This is a genomic window from Streptomyces sp. NPDC096132 (genome assembly GCF_044763345.1).
In the GTDB taxonomy this organism is placed as follows: domain Bacteria; phylum Actinomycetota; class Actinomycetes; order Streptomycetales; family Streptomycetaceae; genus Streptomyces.
On record NZ_JBIWGA010000008.1, the window covers coordinates 1 to 19,491 of the forward strand.

The 19,491-nt window shown below is 72.4% G+C and carries 18 protein-coding genes; all 18 read right to left on the reverse strand.

The window, feature by feature from the left end; translation table 11 throughout:
* Positions 1 to 171: 171 nt before the first annotated feature.
* The 18 genes from ACIRF9_RS20065 to ACIRF9_RS20150 all read right to left on the reverse strand — a co-directional run bounded on the left by ACIRF9_RS20065 (position 172) and on the right by ACIRF9_RS20150 (position 19,461).
* Positions 172 to 921: a 4'-phosphopantetheinyl transferase family protein gene (locus ACIRF9_RS20065; RefSeq protein ID WP_403823640.1), complete on the reverse strand. Its 750-nt coding sequence runs from the start codon at positions 919 to 921 to the stop codon at positions 172 to 174.
* Between the two features lie 11 nt (positions 922 to 932).
* Positions 933 to 1,889, reverse strand: coding sequence for a Gfo/Idh/MocA family protein (locus ACIRF9_RS20070; RefSeq protein WP_403823643.1), 957 nt, complete (start codon positions 1,887 to 1,889; stop codon positions 933 to 935).
* Positions 1,886 to 3,286, reverse strand: a complete 1,401-nt coding sequence (locus tag ACIRF9_RS20075) for an NDP-hexose 2,3-dehydratase family protein (RefSeq protein WP_403823646.1) — start codon at positions 3,284 to 3,286, stop codon at positions 1,886 to 1,888. The genes ACIRF9_RS20070 and ACIRF9_RS20075 overlap by 4 nt, the downstream gene beginning before the upstream one ends.
* A 73-nt stretch (positions 3,287 to 3,359) precedes the next feature.
* Positions 3,360 to 4,304: a hypothetical protein gene (locus tag ACIRF9_RS20080; RefSeq protein WP_403823648.1), complete on the reverse strand. Its 945-nt coding sequence runs from the start codon at positions 4,302 to 4,304 to the stop codon at positions 3,360 to 3,362.
* Positions 4,305 to 4,329: 25 nt separating this feature from the next.
* A complete protein-coding gene (locus ACIRF9_RS20085; RefSeq protein ID WP_403823651.1) occupies positions 4,330 to 5,094 on the reverse strand; it encodes an NAD-dependent epimerase/dehydratase family protein in 765 nt (254 codons plus the stop codon).
* Between the two features lie 85 nt (positions 5,095 to 5,179).
* On the reverse strand, positions 5,180 to 6,484 hold the full coding sequence (rfbH, locus tag ACIRF9_RS20090; protein WP_403823654.1) for a lipopolysaccharide biosynthesis protein RfbH: 1,305 nt from the start codon (positions 6,482 to 6,484) through the stop codon (positions 5,180 to 5,182).
* On the reverse strand, positions 6,481 to 7,692 hold the full coding sequence (locus ACIRF9_RS20095) for an NAD-dependent epimerase/dehydratase family protein (RefSeq protein WP_403823657.1): 1,212 nt from the start codon (positions 7,690 to 7,692) through the stop codon (positions 6,481 to 6,483). The genes rfbH and ACIRF9_RS20095 overlap by 4 nt, the downstream gene beginning before the upstream one ends.
* Positions 7,682 to 8,665, reverse strand: a complete 984-nt coding sequence (gene rfbB / locus ACIRF9_RS20100; protein ID WP_403823660.1) for a dTDP-glucose 4,6-dehydratase — start codon at positions 8,663 to 8,665, stop codon at positions 7,682 to 7,684. The genes ACIRF9_RS20095 and rfbB overlap by 11 nt, the downstream gene beginning before the upstream one ends.
* Positions 8,662 to 9,729: a glucose-1-phosphate thymidylyltransferase gene (locus ACIRF9_RS20105; protein ID WP_403823663.1), complete on the reverse strand. Its 1,068-nt coding sequence runs from the start codon at positions 9,727 to 9,729 to the stop codon at positions 8,662 to 8,664. Before ACIRF9_RS20105 ends, rfbB begins: the two co-directional genes overlap by 4 nt.
* A gap of 25 nt (positions 9,730 to 9,754) precedes the next feature.
* Positions 9,755 to 10,891, reverse strand: coding sequence for a nucleotide disphospho-sugar-binding domain-containing protein (locus tag ACIRF9_RS20110; RefSeq protein ID WP_403823665.1), 1,137 nt, complete (start codon positions 10,889 to 10,891; stop codon positions 9,755 to 9,757).
* Positions 10,888 to 11,469, reverse strand: coding sequence for a dTDP-4-dehydrorhamnose 3,5-epimerase family protein (locus tag ACIRF9_RS20115; RefSeq protein WP_403823668.1), 582 nt, complete (start codon positions 11,467 to 11,469; stop codon positions 10,888 to 10,890). The genes ACIRF9_RS20110 and ACIRF9_RS20115 overlap by 4 nt, the downstream gene beginning before the upstream one ends.
* Positions 11,451 to 12,665, reverse strand: coding sequence for a nucleotide disphospho-sugar-binding domain-containing protein (locus ACIRF9_RS20120; RefSeq protein WP_403823671.1), 1,215 nt, complete (start codon positions 12,663 to 12,665; stop codon positions 11,451 to 11,453). The genes ACIRF9_RS20115 and ACIRF9_RS20120 overlap by 19 nt, the downstream gene beginning before the upstream one ends.
* A 26-nt stretch (positions 12,666 to 12,691) precedes the next feature.
* On the reverse strand, positions 12,692 to 13,984 hold the full coding sequence (locus tag ACIRF9_RS20125; protein ID WP_403823674.1) for an activator-dependent family glycosyltransferase: 1,293 nt from the start codon (positions 13,982 to 13,984) through the stop codon (positions 12,692 to 12,694).
* 45 nt (positions 13,985 to 14,029) lie between these two features.
* Positions 14,030 to 15,241, reverse strand: coding sequence for an MFS transporter (locus ACIRF9_RS20130; RefSeq protein WP_403823677.1), 1,212 nt, complete (start codon positions 15,239 to 15,241; stop codon positions 14,030 to 14,032).
* Positions 15,242 to 15,261: 20 nt separating this feature from the next.
* The gene (locus tag ACIRF9_RS20135; protein ID WP_403823680.1) at positions 15,262 to 17,250 is read right to left on the reverse strand and encodes an SDR family oxidoreductase; all 1,989 of its coding nucleotides are present in this window, start codon (positions 17,248 to 17,250) and stop codon (positions 15,262 to 15,264) included.
* Position 17,251: 1 nt separating this feature from the next.
* Positions 17,252 to 18,187 carry an aromatase/cyclase gene (locus tag ACIRF9_RS20140; RefSeq protein WP_403823681.1) on the reverse strand — a complete coding sequence of 312 codons (936 nt, stop codon included), beginning with the start codon at positions 18,185 to 18,187 and terminating at the stop codon, positions 17,252 to 17,254.
* Between the two features lie 42 nt (positions 18,188 to 18,229).
* Positions 18,230 to 19,015 carry a 3-oxoacyl-ACP reductase FabG gene (gene fabG, locus ACIRF9_RS20145; RefSeq protein WP_403823684.1) on the reverse strand — a complete coding sequence of 262 codons (786 nt, stop codon included), beginning with the start codon at positions 19,013 to 19,015 and terminating at the stop codon, positions 18,230 to 18,232.
* A gap of 176 nt (positions 19,016 to 19,191) precedes the next feature.
* Positions 19,192 to 19,461, reverse strand: coding sequence for an acyl carrier protein (locus tag ACIRF9_RS20150; RefSeq protein WP_403823686.1), 270 nt, complete (start codon positions 19,459 to 19,461; stop codon positions 19,192 to 19,194).
* Positions 19,462 to 19,491: the final 30 nt, after the last annotated feature.

Consider the following 19,491-nt stretch of genomic DNA (forward strand, 5'->3'; position numbering starts at 1 on the left):
TCCCGGGCGGTCAGCTTGCCCTTGGCATGCTGCGCCGCGGTCGCCTTCTCGCTCGGACCGGCCAGCGCCCGCGCACGGATCTCGTGCAGCTCCGCGACCCGCCCGCGCGCGTCGACGGGTTCGACCGTGGTCAGGGGCCTGTCGTCCAGTGCGGTCATGTGGATTTCCTCCTCACGAGCAGGACAGGCTCGTACGGATCGCCGCCGTACGGCTGTCGGGGATGCGGCCACCGGCCGACACCGCCTCGGTCGGCAGCCGGTGCACGGTGGCCCGGGGGACCGGACCCCTGAGCGCCGCGGCCGCCGCGTGGTCCGGCCCGCACGGCACGTCGAGGACGCTCCAGCCGTCGGGTCGCGGCGGGGCGCCGGGGCCGCCGTCGCCCAGATACACCTCGGACGTCCAGCCGCCGACTCCCTCACCGGTCCCTTTCAGATAGGCCTCCTTGCGGGCCCAGAGCCGGGCGAAGGAAGCCGGGCGGTCCGGGGCCGCCACGTCGGCCAACTCCCGCTGTTCCCCGGGATGGAGAGCCGACCGGCACACCTCGACCCGCTCCGGGAGCGGCAGCCGTTCGATGTCGACGCCCACCGGTGCCCGGGCCAGACCGACGAGCACCGCGCCCCGGCTGTGCGACAGGGAGAAGTGCGGGGCACCCGGTCCGGCGCCGGCCAGCACGGGACGCCCGTGCGGACCGCCGCACCGGGGGCAGTCCGCACGGGTGAACGCCAAGTCCCTCGCGGGAACGCCCAGACAGGCGCCGAGCAGCCGCCGCAGCGCGATGTGCGCGGCGATGTACAGCGCGCGGTCGGCGGGCCGCCGGAAGGCCTCCGCACGCCGCCGCTCGCCCTCGTCGAGCTCGTCGAAGGCGAGCCGCACCCGCTCGGGCGGGGTCAGCAGCCAAAGACTCAACTCGCCCTCGTTCAACGAGAGTTCCTTCATGCCGACCGGCGGCGCACGTCGTCCAGCAGGACGGCCTGGCGCAAGGTGTCCGCGCGGGGCGCGGACCCGGCGCGCACCGCGCCGACGAAGGCCTCGACCGTGGCCGCGACCTGGTCGGCGGCGGCCGGCCGGATCTCTTCGGTGGTGCGCCCGTGCACACCGATGACGGGCACGAGGTCGGCCGGCGGGGTGAACGCCCGGTCGACTGTGATACGCCCCTCGCTGCCCCACAGTTCGTACCGCGAGACATAGGAGTGCTCCATGCCGAACGTGAGGTGTGCCGTGACTCCGCCGGGCGTGGCCAGCAGTGCGGCGCCCGACGTCTCGACCCGCCGTCCGGCACCCCGGGTGAGCCGGGCGCCGACGACCTCGAGGGCGGGGCCCAGGAAGTGCAGGGCGGCCCGCAGCGGATACAGGCCGACGTCCGCCAGCGCGCCCCCGCCGAGCTCCGGGTCGTACCGGATGTCGTCGTCGGGGAGCGGGGGGATGGCGAACTCCGCACGAAAGGCGCGGAGTTCGCCGATCCGCCCCTCGGCGAGGAGGCGCCGCACCGCCTCGTGCCGGGGATGATGGACGAACATGACGTTCTCCATCAGGGCCACACCCTGTTTCGTGGCGAGGTCCAGGAGCCGCTCGGTGCTCGCCGGGTCCGTCGTCAGGGGCTTCTCGGCCAGCACGTGCTTGCCCGCGTTCAGTGCCGCCTCCACCCACGGGGCGTGCAGCGCGGCCGGCAGCGGCACGTACACGGCCTGCACGTCGTCGGCGTCGAGCAGTCCGGCGTACCCCTGGACGGGACGGCAGCCGAAGCGCGCCGCGACCTCCTCGGCCCGGGCCCCGTCGCGGCTCGCGACCGCGGCGACCTCCAGATCGGGGGAGGCGGTGAACGCTGGCAGCATCCGCCGTACCGCGATGTCCGCGCAGCCGAGCACGCCGATGCGGATCGGGCCGCTCATCGGCCACCCGTCCTGGTGGCGTTGAGGCAGGCCAGCAGTGTGCGCGCCTGGACGTTGAGGTAGTGGCCGTGGCGGACCAGCCAGGTCAGCTGGTCGGGGGTGACCCAGGAGTAGCCGGGCGGCGGGGTGAGCGGGACGTCCCGGTCGTCGGCGTCGACGATCAGGTACCGGCTCTCGGCGTTGAGGAACCGGCCGCCCTCCTCCGAGTGCACGGCCTCGTACCCGACCCGCTCCGCCGGTGCCTCGAGCACGGTGTCCAGGAACAACGGGCGTTCCTTCTCCGGCAGATGGGCGTAGTTGCCGGGCGTGTACTGGACCGTGGGCCCCAGCTCGATGGTGTCCAGGAAGCCGCCCTCGACCCGGGCGTGCACCAGTACGTGGGGGATGCCGTCGAAGGTGCGGGTGAGGAAGGCCGTGACGCCCAGGCCCACCGGTTCGAACAACGGCTGGGTCCAGCTGGTGACCTCGCGGTTGCCGGCGTGCACGGCGACGGCGACGACCTTGAAGTAGCGGTCCGCCTCGTGCTCGATGGCCATGTCGCCGCGCCGCCAGCCGGGCAGCCCGGCCAGCGGGACACGCTCGGCGTGCACGTCGTGCCGGGCGCGTTCACCGGTGATCCAGGACAGCAGATCGGCGTCGGAGTGCACCGCGCCGGTCGCCCGCCGGTCGACGGGCAGGCAGGACAGGACCGTACGCGAGTCCATGTTGACGACATTGTCCCGGTGCAGCAGCTCCGCGATCTGCCCCAGGGTGAGCCAGCAGAAGTCGTCGAGGAGGGGCACGTCGCCGGCCGCCTCCACGATCATGTTGCGGTTGGACTTGCGGAAGAACCACGAACCGTGTTCGGACTGCAGCACGTCCGCGATGATCCGGCCGCGGCCCGGACCGACGAAGTGCTCGATGTACTTCACGTCCGCGCCCTGGTGGGCCTTGGTGTAGTTGCTGCGGGTGGCCTGCACGGTGGGGGACAGCTGGAGCAGGTTGGGGTTGCCGGGCTCCATCTTCGCCTGCATGAGGAAGTGCAGGACCCCGTCGAACTCCTTGGCCAGGATGCCCAGGATGCCGACCTCGGGCTGCTTGATGATGGGCTGGTGCCACTCGGCGTACGGGCCGTCGCCGTAGGGCCCGTCCCGCTCGGTGACGTGCAGGCCCTCGACCGTGAAGAACCGGCCGCTGCGGTGCACGAGGTTGCCGGTGGTCTCCTCGAAGGACCAGCCGTCCAGACCGGCGAAGGGGATCCGGTCCACCCGGAAGGCGTTGACGCGGCCCCGCTCGGCGAGCCAGTCGCCGAAGTCCGCGGTCGACAGCTGGACGCCTCCGGTGGCGGCGGCCGACAGTGCCAGCCGGTCCGCCAACAGCTCGGCGCCGTCACGTGGTTGAAGGGTCAGAGGCAGCATCAGAGAGAACTCCCCGTGTGCGATGGGTCCGTGTGCGATGGGTCCGGTGTGTCCGGGAGGCGCGACGTACGGCTCATCCGACGTCGACGAGGGTGAACAGGCCCTTCTTGACGAGCCTGATGCCGTCCGTGGCGTCCTTCGACCAGGTGATCGCGGCGTAGCGGGTCCGCTCCAGGGGGACCTGCACGACCGACGAGGCGCCCGTGGACAGATGCAGGCTCCCCAGGCTGACCGACGTGAACGGGGAGTTCGGCGGAAGCGAGCCGTCGTCGGGCAGGGCGTCGAAGTACGCCTTGAGGTCGGCCTCCGTCGTGCCCTCCTTCACCTGGACGAAGAGCAGCTCGTTGACCTGGCCGGGGATCTCGTTCACGTACCGCAGGGGCCGTCCGGCACGCAGGGTGCCGCGGACCTCGAAGCGGGGGCCGACTCCGGGCACGTTCTTCGACACGACCGTCGCGGTCGGCGCCGCGCCCTGGTCCACGGCGTCACCGGTGACGGTCAGCCAGCGGTAACGCGGTGCGGAGTCGCCCGCGGTCAGATAGTCGAAGAGCAGGTAGGTGCCCGGGCGGAGGCGCTGGGTGAACGACCCCGGCTGTCCGGGATGGATCACCAGCCCGCCGAGCAGCGTGGCCGTCTCGTCGAGGTCCTTCGCCCCCTGGGGGACGTCGGACGGTGTGTTGGACAGCGCCCGGGACAGCGCGCCCAGGAAGTCGTCCCAGCCCTTGCCGTCCTTCAGCCGGGCCAGCCCGATCCAGCCCTTGCCCGCCTGGGTGGTCGAGGCGTGGAAGGTGGTCAGCCCGGGCCGGGTGGTCGCCGGAGCGGTGAACCCCTCGGCGGTCGAGACGAGCTCCACCGTGTGGGACGCCTCGGCCGCGGCGACCGTCCCGGTTTCCCCGGGCAGGGGGGACGACGCCGCGAGGGCGGGCCCCTGGAGGCCGGCCACGAGCAGCGCGGCGCCGACCAGCACGGTCGTCATACGGGTCGTGCGCTTCGTCCTCTTCTGGCTGTTGCGGTTCATCGCGGGAACCTCACGGACCTTTCTGTCAGGCGGAGGCGGATGCGTCGGACGGCACGGACGCCGTGAAGTCGCCGAGGATCCGCCGGTAGTAGTCGGGGCCGAACCCCATGCGCGCGACCTGCGGCACCAGGGCGCGCAGCTTCTCGGTCGAGATCACGTGCTGCCGGCCGCCGGTCTCGACGAACTCCCGGCGCGCCTCGAGCCCGAGGGCCTGCGCGAGATGGTCGACGACGTCCTCCACCGGCACGGCGAAACCCGACGCCACATTGACCGTCTCGGCCCGCAGGTCCGTGGCGAGCAGCCGGTCGATGACGGTGATGACGTCGCTCACGTCGATCAGGTCGCGGGCCGCGCCCCGGTGCACCCGGACCACGCCCTGCCGCAACTGCCGCACCAGGGTGGGCAGCAGCTGGTGCTCGGGCTGGTCGGGGCCGACCAGATGACCCAGCCGGAGGATGAGATGGTCGGCGCCGGAGTCGCGCAGCAGCTCCTCGAGGGCGAGTTTGTGCGCGCCGTAGGGAGTGCAGGGCGTCACCGGGGTGTCCTCCCGGCCGGGCCCCTCGACCAGTCCGTACATACCGGTCGCCGCGGTGGAGAAGAACAGCAGCCGCCGGCCGGTGTCCAGGCACCGCTTCGCGACCTCGCGCAGCAGGGCCGCCTCGCGGGCGAAGTCCTCGTCGGAGGTCCCGCTCGCCCACGACACCCCGGCCGCGAGGACCACCGTGTCCGGATGCCGTTCGGCCAGCGGGCGCAGGTTCCGCGCCAGGAAACCGGTTCCCACAATGTCCATACGTCGTCGTCCCGATCTCTGGAGGAGGAAGAGGGCCCAAGAGCGCCGGCCGCACCCTGGGCGCGGGTGCAGGGCGCCGCCCGGCTCAGCCGCGTGCAGCCACGAACTCCTTGATCGAGGCGGTGACGTAGTCCAGCATCTCGTCGGTGAGCGCCGGGTAGACCCCGATCCAGAAGGTGTGCTCGGTGATGATGTCGCTGTTGGTGAGTTCGCCCACGATCCGGTGCGGCTGGTCGATGTAGGCGGGGTGCCGGGTCAGGTTGCCGGCGAACAGACGGCGGGTGCCGATCTTGCGGTCCTCCAGGAAGTCCACCAGCTCGGCGCGGCTGAACGGCGCCTCGGGGTCCACGGTGATCACGAACCCGAACCAGCTGGGCTCGGAACGCGGCGTCGCCTCGGGCAGCAGCAGCCCCGGAACGCCGTCCAGGCCCTCCCGCAGCCGCCGCCAGTTGCGCTGCCGGGACTCGATGAAGGAGTCCAGCTTGGCCAGCTGGGTCAGACCGAGCGCGGCCTGGATGTCCGTCGCCTTCAGGTTGTAACCGACGTGCGAGAAGATGTACTTGTGGTCGTAGCCGGCCGGCAGGGTGCCCATCTGGTACTTGAACCGCTTCAGGCACCGGTCGTTCTCACCCGGCTCGCACCAGCAGTCCCGGCCCCAGTCCCGCAGCGACTCCACGACCCGGGCCAGCGCCAGGTTGGACGTCAGGACGCAGCCGCCCTCGCCCATCGTGAGGTGGTGGGCCGGATAGAAGCTGACGGTGGTCAGGTCGCCGAAGGTGCCGGTGAGCTTCCCGTCGTACAGCGAGCCGACCGCGTCGCAGTTGTCCTCGATGAGGAACAGGTCGTGCTCCTGGGCGAGTTGGGCGATCTCGGTGACCTCGAAGGGGTTGCCCAGCGCGTGCGCGATGATGATGGCCCGGGTCTTGGGACCGATCGCCGCGGCCACCCGGTCGGCGGTCGCGTTGCAGGTGGTGAGGTCCACGTCCACGAAGACGGGGATCAGCCCGTTCTGCAGGATCGGGTTGACCGTGGTCGGGAAGCCCGCCGCGACCGTGATCACCTCGTCGCCCGGCCGCAGCCGGCGGTCCTCCAGGACGTGCGAGGTCAGCGCCGACACGGCCAGCAGGTTCGCCGACGAACCGGAGTTCGTCAGGTGCGCCTTGCGCCGCTTCAGCCGCCGGGCGAACTGCGACTCGAACTTGCGGGAGCTGGGCCCGGCCGCGATGCGCATCTCCAGGGCGGCCTCCACCAGAGCCATCCGGTCCGTGTCCTCCAGGACCGCGCCGGACGGCCAGATCTCCGTCGTCCCCGGGATGAACTCGCGGGCCGGGGACGCCTCCTGGTGGTACTTGCGGACCTCTTCGAGGATCAGATCCTTGCGGTCGCTCATGGTCGATTCCCTTCCTCGGCCGGTGCGCCGGCCGTGATGCCGAGTGGTGTGCCGAGCGGCGGGTGCTCCGGCGGCAGTACGGATGCGAGAAGGTCGCGCAGCGAGTCGTCGACGCTGCGCAGCGGGCGCCAGCCGAGCAGGGCCCGGGCACGGGAGACGTCCAGGCACTGCCGGGCGACGTCGGTGCGCGAGGCCGGCGCCTCGGCCGCCTCCACCAGCGGGATCTCCAGCCCGCTGAGCGCGATCATCCGGTCGATCAGCCCGCGCATCGGGACCGCCTCGCCGCGGCCCACGTTGATCACCCGGCCGGTGACGGCCGCACCGGGGGCCGTGGCCGCCGCCAGCACCGCGTCGGCGACGTCGTCGGCGTCGACCAGGTCGCGGGCCGCGCGCAGCGGCGGCAGACGCAGTGCGGCGGCCCGTTCCCCGCGCGCGCCGGACCGGGCGGCCTCGCCGAGATGGCCCGCGACCCGGCCGAAGAGACTGCCCTGCGGGACCCCGGCCCCGATCACGTTGGCGAGCCGCAGCACCACCCCGTCGACGCCCCGCTCCCGCGCGGCACGCAGCACGGCACGCGTGCCCAGGAGCTTGGTACGGCCGTACGGGGTCACCGGGGCGGGCTCGTGGTCCTCACCGGTGGCCCCGTCCGGGGCGCCGGCCCCGTACTCGTGGACGCTGCCGAGCTGGACCAGCCGGACCGGCGGACCGGGCAGCGCGGCGAGTGCCGCGACGACCCGTTCCACCAGTTCGGCGTTGCCCGCTGCCATCTCCGCCTCGTCGGCCCGCCAGGCCCGCCCGGCCGCGTTCACCACGACGTCGGCACCGACCGCCAGGAGGGCCTCGGTGATCTCCTCGGGCCTCGCGGCGAGCAGGTCGAGAGGCGCGACCGTCACGGCGTGGGCGACGGGCGGGCCGGGGTGGACCGGCGCCGCGACGGCCGATGCCGGGAGGGCCGGGGTGGGACCGGACGGCGCCGCGGCGGCCGATCCGGCGTGGACCGGCGTGTGGACGGGCGCTGCGGTGACCGCCGACGCGGGGTCCGCCGCCGGGTGGACGGGCCGCGTGGGCGCGGGCCCGGCGGTGCGGGCGAGCAGGTGGACCCGGGCGCCGTGCGCGGTGAACGCCGCGCCCAGCCGGCTGCCCAGGAAACCGGTGCCGCCCAGGATCGCGACCGACAGCCCGGCCACCGGCCGGTGATCAGGCCGCACGGCCGGTTCCGTGCTTGACGGCCTTCCACCAGTCGGGGTTGTCCCGGTACCAGGCCACCGTGTCCGCCAGGCCCTGCTCGAAGCCGACCTGCGGCGCGTAGCCGAGCTGGCTGCGGATCTTGGACTCGTCGATCGAGTACCGCAGGTCGTGCGCCTTGCGGTCCGCGACCCGGCGGATCATCTCCTGGCCCGCGCCGGTCAGTTCCAGCAGCTCCTGGGTGAGCGCCAGGTTGGTGTACTCGTTGCCGCCGCCGATGTTGTAGATCTCGCCGGGCCGCCCGTCGTTCAGCACGAGGTGGATGCCGCGGCAGTGGTCGGCCACGTGCAGCCACTCGCGGACGTTGCGCCCGTCGCCGTACAGCGGGACCTGGCGGCCCTCGAGAAGGTTCGTCACGAACAGCGGGATGACCTTCTCGGGGTGCTGGTACGGCCCGTAGTTGTTGGAGCAGCGGGTGATCGACAGATCCACGCCGTGGGTGCGCCAGTACGTCCGTGCGACCAGGTCGGAGCCGGCCTTCGAGGCCGCGTAGGGGGAGTTGGGCGCCAGTGGCCACTCCTCCGTCCAGGAGCCCTCCTCGATCGAGCCGTACACCTCGTCCGTGGAGACGTGCACGACCCGCTCGACCCCGCTCTCCAGCACGGCGTCCAGCAGGGTCTGGGTGCCCAGCACGTTCGTACGGAAGAACTCGCCGGCGCCCTCCAGGGAGCGGTCGACGTGCGACTCGGCCGCGAAGTGGACCACGCCGTCGTGACCGGGCAGCAGTTCCCGCAGCAGACCCCGGTCGCAGACGTCGCCGCGGACGAACACCAACCGCTCGTGCGAGGCGGGCAGGTTCTCCCGGTTGCCCGCGTAGGTCAGCTTGTCCAGGGCGGTGACCTGGGCGCCCTCCCAGCCGCTGTACTCGTCCGCCAGCAGGCTGCGCACGAAGTGCGAACCGATGAAGCCTGCCGCTCCGGTGACCAGGATCCTCATGCCGCGACCTCCACTCGGGTGTGATCTCCGACGACCAGGCAGTGATGGTCCGTGCCCCGGCCGGTGGTGCCCACGGACGCGGCGCGCCCGATGAGCGAGTCGCGCAGGCCGCGCACGCCGGTGACCGACGCCTCGTCCAGGGCGATGGAGCGCTCCAGCCGGCTGTCCGTCACCAGGCAGTCCCGCCCGATGGAGGTGTGCGGGCCGACATGGCTGTCCTGCAGCACCGTGCCCGCGCCGATGATCACCGGCCCCTCGACCCGGGACCGCACGACACGCGCTCCCGCCTCGACCACGACCCGGCCGACGAGCACGCTGTCGGCGTCGACGTGTCCCTCGACGCGGGTGGCCAGGCCGTCCAGGAGGTGGCTGTTGCACTCCAGGACGTCCTCGACCTTCCCGGTGTCCTTCCAGTAGCCGTCGTACCGGCTGGCGCGCACGTCCGCCCCCGTGGACACCAGCCACTGGACGGCGTCCGTGATCTCCAGTTCGCCGCGGGCGCTGGGCTCGATGGCGGCCACCGCCTCGTGGATGGCGGGGGTGAAGAAGTACACGCCGATCAGCGCCAGGTCGCTGCGCGGCTGCGGCGGCTTCTCCACCAGCCGCAGCACCTCGCCGTCGGGGCCGAGTTCGGCGACGCCGAAGGAGCGCGGGTCGGCGACCTTGTGCACGACGACCTGCGCGGCGGGGCGGTGCCGGGTGAACTCCTCGGCGGTCGAGGCGACTCCGTCGGGCAGCATGTTGTCGCCCAGGTACATCACGAAGTCGTCGTCGCCGAGGAAGTCACGGGCGATGACCACGGTGTGGGCCAGTCCGCGCGGCGCGTCCTGAGGGATGTAGGTGATGCGCACGCCGAAGCGGGCGCCGTCACCGAGCACCGCCTCGATCTCGGGCCCCCGGTTGCCGACGATGACGCCGACCTCCGTCACCCCCAACTCCCGGATGGCGTCCAGCACATGGACCAGGACCGGGGTGTTGGCGATCGGGATGAGTTGTTTGGGCATCGAATAGCTGAAAGGCCGCAGCCGGGTACCGGACCCGCCTGCGAGCACCAGAGCCTTCATCGAGAGGTCCTCTCGGTTCGTTTGGTCATGCCAGCTGCCCGAGCGCGTTGACCACGCCGGCGGGCGAGGGCATGGCGGCGATCTCGCGGGCCAGTTCACGGGCCCGCTCGCCGTATCCGTCCTTGGACAGCAGTTCCTGGCAGGAGTCCGCGATCGCGTCGGCCGACTCCTCGTCGGGCAGGAGCGTGATCGCGGCTCCGTAGTCGGCGACGCGCCGGGCAGGCTTCTCCAGCACGGCGCCCTTGGGGATGAGCAGTTGGGGTACACCGGCGTTGAGTCCGGTCAGGGTGGAGACCCCGCCGGCGTGGTGCACGAGCAGATCGCAGGTGGGCGCCACCAGATCGAGCGGCACCCAGCCGACCCGGACACCCGGCAGACCGTCGCGCAGCGCGTCGGCGACCGGGTCCGGTGCGGCGACGATCAGCTCGACGTCCCAGGCGGCGACGTCCCGCGCGAGGCCGCGCAGGAAGTCGAAGTTCTTGTCGTAGCTCTCCTTCGCGACCCGGCTCCCGGACGTCACGAGGATCCGGCGGCGCTCGCCCCTGCCGACCATCCAGGGCTCCAGCCGCCGTTGGGCGTTCGCCGGGACGTAGCGCATCGGCTGCGCGGGGGCGGCGACCGCCGGGCGCAGGCTCGGCGGGCAGATGTCCACGAACAGGTCGGGGTCGGGCAGCCGGTCCAGGCCGAACGGCTCCAGTTCCGGCCGGAGTTCGGCGTCGGCGCCCGGATGGATGCCGTCGGCCTCGATGGCGTCCCAGGTCTGGCGCACATGCGGCACACCCAGGTGCAGGGCGAGCAGCGGCGCGACATAGCTCATCGTGCCGCCGACGATCAGGTCGGGCCGCCAGGCGCGGCAGAACTCCAGCATCCGCGGCAGGCTCGACGCGGCCATGCGGGCGAACCAGCGGCCGGTGAACAGCGCCTGCTCCACCGGGCCGGAGGGGATCCGGTCGGGGTTGCCGGCCCGGTCCGTGGTGATGAAGTGCCGGATCGGCAGATCGGTGGTCGCCACGCCCGGCAGGCCCGACGAGACGATGTGCGGCACCATGTCGTCGTTCGCGGCCATGACCACCTGGTGGCCGGCGTTGCGGGCGGCGGTGGCCAGCGGGGCCAGCGCGAACACGGTCGCCGGGCTGCCCGCGGCGACGAAGAGGATCCTCACGGTGTTCCTGCCTTGTCGAATCGGGGCAGCAGGCCTGCCCGCACGGCCTCGGCGACGGTGGGTGCCTTGGCGTCCTTGTCCGAGATGAGAGGGGCCCCCGGGCAGTCCCAGGGCAGATCGAGTTCCGGGTCGAGCGGATTGATGTCGATCTGCGTGCCCGGCACGTACGTGGTGGACACGACGTAACAGATGCACGCGTCGTCGGTGAGCGCGAGGAACCCGTGACCCACGCCCTCGGGCACGTAGACGGATCGGCCGGAGTCGGCGTCCAGCACGTTGACCCGGTGCTCGCCGAAGGTCGGGGAGCCGATCCGCAGGTCCACGACGATGTCGCGCAGCGCGCCGCGCACGCACGTGACGTACTTGGCCTGTCCGGGCGGGATGCGCACACTGTGGATCCCGCGCAGTGTGTGGCGCCGGGAGACGGAGTAGTTGATCTGCCGCGGCAGGAAGGGGACCCCGGTGACCTCCTCCAACGCGTCGCCGCGCAGGGACTCGTAGAACGTCCCGCGCTCGTCGGGGATCCGATCGGGCGTGATCAGGTAGGTCCCGGGGATGGTCAGGTCCTCGATGCGCACTGCACGCTCGCCTCTCTCGGTTCTGCGGCTGCCCCGGCCAGGTGCTCCAGATCGGCGGCCACCGCGGCGGGGGAGGGCATCGCCGCCATCTCCGCGGCCAGGTGGCGCGCCGACTCGGCGTACCGCCGGTCGGACAGCAGGTCGTCCAGGGCCTCGCCGACGACCCGCGGGTCGTCCTGCTGGGCCGCCGTGTCGAAGGACAGGCCCGCCCCGGTCGCGGCGAGCCGGTCGCCCAGCGGGAAGTGGTCCGCCAGCTGGGGCAGCGCCAGCTGCGGCAGCCCGAAGGCCGTCGCGGTCATCGCCGTACCGGCACCGCCGTGATGGACCATCGCGTCGCAGGTCCCGAGGAACAGGTGCAGCGGCAGCGGGTCGACCGCCGTCACCTGGTCGGGCAGCGGCCCGATCGCCGTGCGGTACGGCTCGGGCAGCGTCACGAGGATCTCGGTGTCGGGCCGTGCGGCCAGGGCGTGCAGCAGGGCGCGGGCGAAGCGCTCGCCGTGCAGGGCCAGGGTGTTGCCCAGCGACACGGCGACCCGACGCCGCCCGGCTCCGGGGCCCCGGTCCGCCCGCACCCAGGCCGGCACGTCGGCGCCGCCGCTGTACGGCACATACCGGATCGGCACGCCCGGTTCCCCGTCAGGTATCCGCAGGGACGGCGGGCACGGGTCGAGCAGGACCGCCGGGTCGGGCAGCCCGGCCAGGCCGAGCTTCTCGCACAGTTCCCGGAAGTCGGGACGGACGAAGCGCCGGGCCGGGCCGGAGATCGCGTCCACCGTCCAGCGGTGGTGCACGACCGGGACACCCAGCCGCGCCCCGATGATCAGGGAGCAGTACTCCAGCGGGTCGGCGAGGATCAGCTCCGGCCGGTACTCCTCGGCCACCTCGGTGTAGCGGTCGAGCAGCGAGGTGGCGTGCGCCCACCACAACCGGCCGTATCCGCCGATCAGTTCGGGGGCCGGCCGGGGCCGTGCCTGCAGCGGCCGCTGCTCCTCGGTCAGCCCCTTCAGCAGCATCGCGTTGACGTCGAACGACTCGCCTACCCCGACGCCGGTGAGCCCGCAGGCCCGGACGGCGCCGAGCACATCGGGCTGGCCGACGACGGTCACCTCGTGTCCGGCCGCACGCAGCGCCCACAGCAGGGGCACCAGCGGCAGGAAGTGGGTCGGTACGGGGGTGGACAGCACCAGTACGCGCATCTGACGGTCAGTCCTCTCGAACTCGGTCAGCGGCGCTCGGCGGTGAGTCGCTCCAGCAGGGGAACGACGTCCTTCGGCGCGGGCGCGGCGAGCATCTCCTCGTACAGACGGCGGGCGCCGAGCTGGAACGACGGGTCTTCGAGGAGCCGCACCAGTTGCTTGTGCAGTCCCGTGACGTCGAGGGCGTCGGGATCGGCGACCAGCCCCGCGCCCATCTCGGCCACATAGCGGGCCGTGACCATCTCGTCCCACATGACCAGCGGCATCACCAGCTGCGGCACCTGGAAGGCGACGGCCGAGGAGAAGGTGCCGCCCCCGCCGTGGTGGATGATCGCCGAACTCGTCGGCAGAACCTGGTTGAGCGGCACGTACGGGAGGGCGCGGACGTTGTCGGGCAGGGTGCCGGCCGCGTCCAGCTGATGGCTGTTCAGCGTCGCGACGATCTCGATGTCCAGGGCGGACACCGACTCGAAGAACTCCCGCATCGGGAAGCCGCTGTACTTGCCGAAGATCTTGCGCCGGCTCACGCCCAGGGACAGCACCGTGCGGGGCCGCTCGGGGCGCGCGTGCAGCCAGTCGGGGAGGGAGGCGGCGCCGGTGTAGGGGACCCGCCGTACCGGGACGTGCGTCAGGTCGAGCGGTGCGCGCATCCGGGACTGGGTCAGGTCGAGGGTCCACTGGCCGAGCAGCATCTCGTCGCCGAACTCCAGCCCGTAGCGTTCCAGCATCGGGCCGAACCAGCTCAGCCACGGGTGTTCGGTCAGCTCCGAGGCGGGGTCGGCCAGCTCCCTCTTCGTGCGCTCGTGGATCACCGCGATGTTGTCCATGCCCCAGACCAGGCGGGCGTGCGCGGCACCGCTGACCCGTGCGGCGATCGGCGCGGGGAACATCAGCGGGTCCCACAGCACGAGGTCGGGGCGCCAGGCGCGGGCGAAGTCGACCAGGTTGTCGAGGACGGGCCGACGGGCGCCCGCCTCCTCCGGCTCCGGGTAGTGCAGCCGGAACATACCGGTGAGGATCGAGCGGGCCGAACGCCAGGCATCGCTCTCCTCCGCCTCGTGGGCGTCGAAGCCGAGGGACGGACGATCGGGCTTGGCGTCACCGGTGTGCGGACCGAGGGCGGCCGGCAACTCCTCGGGCGTGCCGAGCGGTACGGCCGTGAGACCCGCCGCGCCGATGTTCGCGATCACCCCGGGATCCACCACACCCGCGTGACTCGCCACGACGACCTCGTGCCCGGCGCTCTGCAGCGCCCAGGCCAGCGGCACGACCGGATACAGGTGTGCCGTCGCCGGAAAGATGGTGAACAGAACACGCATCGTTGATCTCCGTTCGCGTTCGTGCGCGTGAGGGGGGACTCGGTGTCAGGGTGTGGGGGGAGCGTCCCGGCGGTGGGACACGGCGGCGGTGAGGGCCCCCGCCGCGGACAGCGCGGTGAGGAACAGCAGCGCCCGGCGGTAGCCGTGGCCGGCGGCCGCGGCCACGGCCGGCAGCGCCAGCACCGCGCCCAGCTGTACGGCCGTCTGGTAGACCGGCACCGCCGCGCCCCGGTGTTCCGCCGACATCCCGGACGTGGCCTGAAGGTTGAGGGCCGCGAAGGACAGCACGAAGCCGGCCTCGACGCACAGCAGCGCGGGCAGCACCCCGTCGGCGTACGTCCCGGGCGCTCCGGTCAGCAGCGCGGTCAGGCAGCCGAGCGCCGCCGCGCCGCCGCCGGCCGTGATCAGCCGTTCGGTGCCGAAGCGCCCCACCATCCGCGCCGTGAAGGGCAGGGCGAGCACGAGGGGCAGACAGGCCGGCAGGAAGGCGAGCGCCGTACGCCAGGAACTCCACCCCCACTGGTCGTGCAGCCAGTGGGTGAGGAGCAGCAGCAGCCCCAGATACGTGCCGTTGAGCGTCGCCGCGCCCACCGCCGACCGGAGGAACGAGCCGTTGCGCGCCAGCCGTGCCAGGGTCGCGCCGAGCGGCGCGGCGGCCGTCGGCGCCGGGTCGCGTGGGATGAGGCGGAAGCCGGCCACCAGCAGGAGCAGGGCGACCGGTGCGGGAAACACCGGGTTCCAGCGCCAGCTCAGCCCGGTGAGCGCCCCGGAGGCCAGCAGGCCCGCGGTGAACCCGGCCGCGCCGAACAGCGAGTACACCGACACCGCGCGGCGCTGCTCGGGCCCCGGCCGGAACGTGCTGCCGATGATGGCCAGTCCGGTGGGCGCGGTCAGCGCCGCGCACATGCCCTTCACCACCCGGGTGGCGATCAGCACGGCCCCCTGGTCGGCGAGCCCGCCCACCACCGAGGCGGCGATGAACACCGGCAGCGCGGCGAGATACACGCGCCGCCTGCCCCACCGCGCGACGAGGCGCGGACCGAGCAGCAGCAGCGCCGCGAACCCGGCGGCGAAGCCGCTCATCACCCACTGGCCGGCGACCGCCGACAGCCCGAGATCCCGCTCCACGGTCGGCAGGGCGACCAGCACGACGGACACCTCGAGGGCGTCGATGAGCATGTTGCCGGCGAGGACGAAGAGCAGGGCACGCCGCCCGGCGCCGGTCCGGGGCGCGGGGCGGGAGGAGAGCGTCGTCATGCGCTTGACCGTCCGTCCGCTCAGCCCCCGAGCAGGGTGCCGCCGCTGGCGTCCAGATAGGAGCCGGTGATCCAGCGGGAGTCGTCGCTCGCGAGGAAGGCCACCACGTCGGCGACGTCCCGGGCCTCCCCGACCCGGTTGAAGACCGAGTAGCCCGCCATGGCGGCCACCGCCTCCGGGTTGTCGAAGACCGGCGAGCCGTTGTCGGTGATGCCCGGACCCACGCTGTTCACGGTGATGCCGCGCGGACCCAGGTGCTTGGCGAAGTGCAGGGTGAGCTGGTCGATGGCGCCCTTCGTCATCGCGTACGCCACCTCCTGCGGGTTGGCGACCCGGGTCAGCCCGGAGGAGATGTTGACGATCCGGCCGCCGTCGGGAAGGTTGCTCAGCGCCCGCTGCACGAGGAAGTACGGCGCCTTGGCGTTGACGGCGAAGAGCCGGTCGAACTGCTCGGGCGTGAGCTCCTCGGGGTTCACCCCGCCCATGACCCCGGCGTTGTTCACCAGGATGTCCAAGGTGGTGGCGCCGGTGCGTTCCTTCAGCTCCCGCTCCAGGGCCAGGAACAGCTCGTGGACGTCGCCCGCGACCCCGAGTTCGGCGAGCACCGAGAAGGCCCGTCCGCCCTCCTTCTCGATCGCGGCGACGGTCTCCTCGGCCGCCTCCCGGTTGCTGGAGCAGTGCACCGCGACGAGCGCGCCCTTGCGCGCCAGCCGCAGGGCGGTGGCCCGGCCGATGCCGCGGCTGGAGCCGGTGACGAGCGCGGTCTTTCCGGTGAGCTTGCCCATGGTGATCCTCCTGTGCGTGAGGTGCTGACGAATCGGTGGGGGAGCGTCGGGCACGGCCGGCCCGCGGGTCCCGGACGCGGCGGGACCGCCGCCGTCGAGGCCGCTGATCATCGCGGCGAGGTGGCGCCGGGCCGCCGGGATCTGCAGCAGCTCCCCGAACACCGCCCGCACGGCGTCCACTTCGGGCCCGCCGAACAGCAGCTGGGCCTGCGCCTCGATGTTGGCGAGGACACGGGCGCCCACCGGGTGGCGGACCGCGTGATAGGTGTCGAGCAGCTCCGCGCCGACCCGGCCGGTGACATGTGCGGCGAGGGTCCCGCCGAGCTCCATCGCGTCCTGCAGACCGAGATTGAGCGCCTGACCGCCGACGGGCAGCTGGACATGGGCGGCGTCTCCGGCGAGGAACACCCGGCCCTTGCGGTAACGGGCCGCCTGCCTGCGGGCGTTGTGGAAGGCGTTGACCCAGAGCGGCCGGGCGCCGCTGATGTCCTCGCCGGTGACCCGTGCCCAGGCGTCGCACACCTCGGCGAAGGCGGGGGACCTGGAGGCGCCGGGGACCCGGTCGAACGCGTGCACCATGACGCGGGTGACGCCGTCCGGTCCGCGACGGGCGTTGGCCACCCCCGCCGGGTGCCGCTCGAAGCGCCGCTCCCGCAGGTCGATGTCCGCCAGGTCCGCACGCAGCAGTTCCTTGGTGGGACCGACCCCGGGAAAGTCGAAGCCTGCCAGCCGCCGTACGGCGCTCTCCTCGCCGTCGCAGCCGACGACGTACGCGGCGGCGAACCGCAGCCGCTCGCCGTCCGGGGCCGTGGCGACGACATGGACCCGGTCGGGCGCCTCGACCAGACCGGTCACCGTGTGACCGCGCCGCACCTCGGCGCCGAGCTCCCGCACCCACGCGGCCAGGACCGCCTCGACGCGGGTCTGCGGCGCCTTCCACTGCCCGGCGTACGGGCTGTCGCCGGCCTCGGCGAGATCGAGGCGGATGCCGCCGAAGTGGCCCGGCCCGGCGTCGGGCAACGGCCCGAACCGGTCCGACAGACCCCGCTCGTGCAGCAGTTCCCTCGTGCGGGCGTGCAGAACCGAGGCCCGTGACTCGGTGGTGGGCTCGGCCAGCCGTTCCAGTACGGTCACCCGCGCCCCGCCGGTGCGCAGTTCCCCGGCGAGCATCAGCCCGACCGGTCCGGCGCCGACGACGATCACATCGGTGTCCAGCCCGTCCATGTCAGCGCTGGTTCTCGGCGTAGTCCTTGGCGTGGCCCAGGGTGGCGCGGCTGTTGGTGCTCAGCGCGTTGTGGACGTACGCCCGCGCGTCGGCGACGGTCGCCGCGGGGCCCAGGATCCTGGCGATGTTCTCGGTGTTGAGGACGACCGTGTGCTGCGAGGTGGCGGCGACGCCCCCGTCGTTCTCCGTGAACGTCCAGAAGCCGGTGTGCAGCGTCATCAGGGCGGGCAGCGTGACCTGCTTGTACGCGATCCGGTGGTGCGGGAAGGTCACCCGGTACGACTTCGTGGTGTGCGTGGAGCCGTCCTTGGCGCGGGTGTCCATCTCCAGGGTCTGCAGTCCCGGGGTGTCCTCGGAGAAGCGGACGGAGGCCACGTGCGGCAGCCGCTCCACCCACAGATCGGCCTCGTTGACGAAGTCGTAGGCGTCCTTGGCCGAGCCCGCGATCTGCACGGTGTCCTCGAAGGAGAAGGTGATCTCCTCGGCGGCGTGGGCCCGTTCGACGTTGGTCTTCAGCGCGGCCAGCTCCGCACGGGAGTTGCGGTCGACGGCCTCGTCGATCCACTTCAGGCCCTCCGGGTCGTCGTCGACGGCCCGGTAGTCGTGCAGCAGCCGGATCCGGGCGGACGACAGGGACAGCGGCTCGATGATCCAGGTGCCGCCCATGGCGGCCACCGGCGGGGTGGAGACCTCCTGGCGGAAGGTGATCCGCAGGTTCCCCGGGTCCAGGGTGCGGCGCGAGGACCAGTTCTTCGCCTCGCCGTTGGCGGTGGCCCAGATCCGGATGCGCTCCTCGCCCACGCCGCGTTCCACGTGTTCGACGTAGATGGTGGGCGGGAAGATCCGCGGCCAGTTCTCCACCTCGGCGATCAGCCGGTAGACGGCGGCGGCGGGGGCGTCGACGGTGATCTCGTGCTCGACCTGGCGGGTCGTCATCGTGTCTTCTCCTGCGTGTGGTTGAGGGGGCCGGGCCGGGGCTCAGAAGTTGCCCAGGCCGCCGCAGACGTTCAGCGCCTGGGAGGTGATGGACGCGGCGGTGTCGGAGGCCAGATAGCCGACCAGGCCCGCGACCTCCTCGGGGGTCGAGTAGCGGCCGAGCGGGATCTTCGCCTGGAACTTGCCGAGGATGGCGTCCTCGGTGGTGTCGTAGGCGGCCGCGTAGCCCTGGCGCACCCGCTGTGCCATCGGGGTCTCGACATAGCCCGGGCAGACCGCGTTGACGGTGATGCCGGTGGGCGCCAGCTCGTTGCCGAGCGCCTTGGTGAAGCCGACGACACCGTGCTTGGAGGCGGAGTACGGCGCGCCGAGCACCACGCCCTGCTTGCCCGCGGTGGAGGCGATGTTGATGATCCGGCCGCGGTCCTTGTCGCGCATGCCGCCCGTGGTGAGCACCTCGCGCGTCACACGGAAGACGCTGTTGAGGTTGGTGTCGATCACGTCGTCCCACAGCTCGTCGGCGATGTCGGCGGTGACCCCGCCACCCGATCGGCCCGCGTTGTTGACCAGGACGTCGATCGTGCCGAAGCGGTCGACGGCCTGCCGCACGAACCGCTTGACGTCGTCGGGGGAGCGGACGTCGCACGGCGCGCCGTCCACGTCCATTCCCTCGTCGAGGAGTTCCTTGACCGTACGGGTCACGCTGTCCTCGGTGCGGGCGCAGAGGAACACCCGGTGGCCCTGGGCGGCCAGCAGCCTGGTCACCGCCAGGCCGATACCGCTGGTCGCGCCGGTGACGAGGGCGACCTTAGGGGGCTGCTGCGTCATGTCTGTCTCCTGGATGCGTCGGTGACGGCGGCTGGACACGCCGCTGCCGCCGGGCCCCTGCGGCGGGGGCGCGGCGGCAGCGGAGGGAAAGGGAAGGGGAGAAGGCGCGCCGCCGGTTCCCGCCGGGGGCATCGACGGTGTCCGGCGGGAACCGGCGGGCGCGGTCCGGGCTGGGCTCAGCCGATCCGGGCCGGCACCAGCAGGGCGTTGACGGCCTCGATCAGCTCACGCGGCGTCTTGGCGTCGGTGACCGTGTCGTCGTCCAGGGTGACGCCGAACTCGCGCTCGATCCGGCCGCCGGTCTCCAGCATCGCCAGGGACTCGTAGCCCAGCGACTCGAAGTCGGTGTCGACGATGTCCCCGTCGAGATCGACGCCGTCGTCCGCGCCGGCTCCCTCGCGCAGGATGCGCTTGAGGTCCTCGAGGGTGAACTCATGGGCGGGCATGGGTGACTGTCCTTTCGTCGCTGATGTGGG

Excerpts from the sequence above, each read along its gene's own strand:
- ACIRF9_RS20070 (WP_403823643.1), bottom strand. The coding sequence starts at position 1,889 with ATGAGCGGCCCGATCCGCATCGGCGTGCTCGGCTGCGCGGACATCGCG.
- ACIRF9_RS20075 (WP_403823646.1), bottom strand. The coding sequence starts at position 3,286 with ATGCTGCCTCTGACCCTTCAACCACGTGACGGCGCCGAGCTGTTGGCG.
- ACIRF9_RS20080 (WP_403823648.1), bottom strand. The coding sequence starts at position 4,304 with ATGAACCGCAACAGCCAGAAGAGGACGAAGCGCACGACCCGTATGACG.
- ACIRF9_RS20085 (WP_403823651.1), bottom strand. The coding sequence starts at position 5,094 with ATGGACATTGTGGGAACCGGTTTCCTGGCGCGGAACCTGCGCCCGCTG.
- rfbH (WP_403823654.1), bottom strand. The coding sequence starts at position 6,484 with ATGAGCGACCGCAAGGATCTGATCCTCGAAGAGGTCCGCAAGTACCAC.
- rfbB (WP_403823660.1), bottom strand. The coding sequence starts at position 8,665 with ATGAGGATCCTGGTCACCGGAGCGGCAGGCTTCATCGGTTCGCACTTC.
- ACIRF9_RS20105 (WP_403823663.1), bottom strand. The coding sequence starts at position 9,729 with ATGAAGGCTCTGGTGCTCGCAGGCGGGTCCGGTACCCGGCTGCGGCCT.
- ACIRF9_RS20120 (WP_403823671.1), bottom strand. The coding sequence starts at position 12,665 with ATGCGCGTACTGGTGCTGTCCACCCCCGTACCGACCCACTTCCTGCCG.
- ACIRF9_RS20125 (WP_403823674.1), bottom strand. The coding sequence starts at position 13,984 with ATGCGTGTTCTGTTCACCATCTTTCCGGCGACGGCACACCTGTATCCG.
- ACIRF9_RS20130 (WP_403823677.1), bottom strand. The coding sequence starts at position 15,241 with ATGACGACGCTCTCCTCCCGCCCCGCGCCCCGGACCGGCGCCGGGCGG.
- ACIRF9_RS20135 (WP_403823680.1), bottom strand. The coding sequence starts at position 17,250 with ATGGACGGGCTGGACACCGATGTGATCGTCGTCGGCGCCGGACCGGTC.
- ACIRF9_RS20140 (WP_403823681.1), bottom strand. The coding sequence starts at position 18,187 with ATGACGACCCGCCAGGTCGAGCACGAGATCACCGTCGACGCCCCCGCC.
- fabG (WP_403823684.1), bottom strand. The coding sequence starts at position 19,015 with ATGACGCAGCAGCCCCCTAAGGTCGCCCTCGTCACCGGCGCGACCAGC.
- ACIRF9_RS20150 (WP_403823686.1), bottom strand. The coding sequence starts at position 19,461 with ATGCCCGCCCATGAGTTCACCCTCGAGGACCTCAAGCGCATCCTGCGC.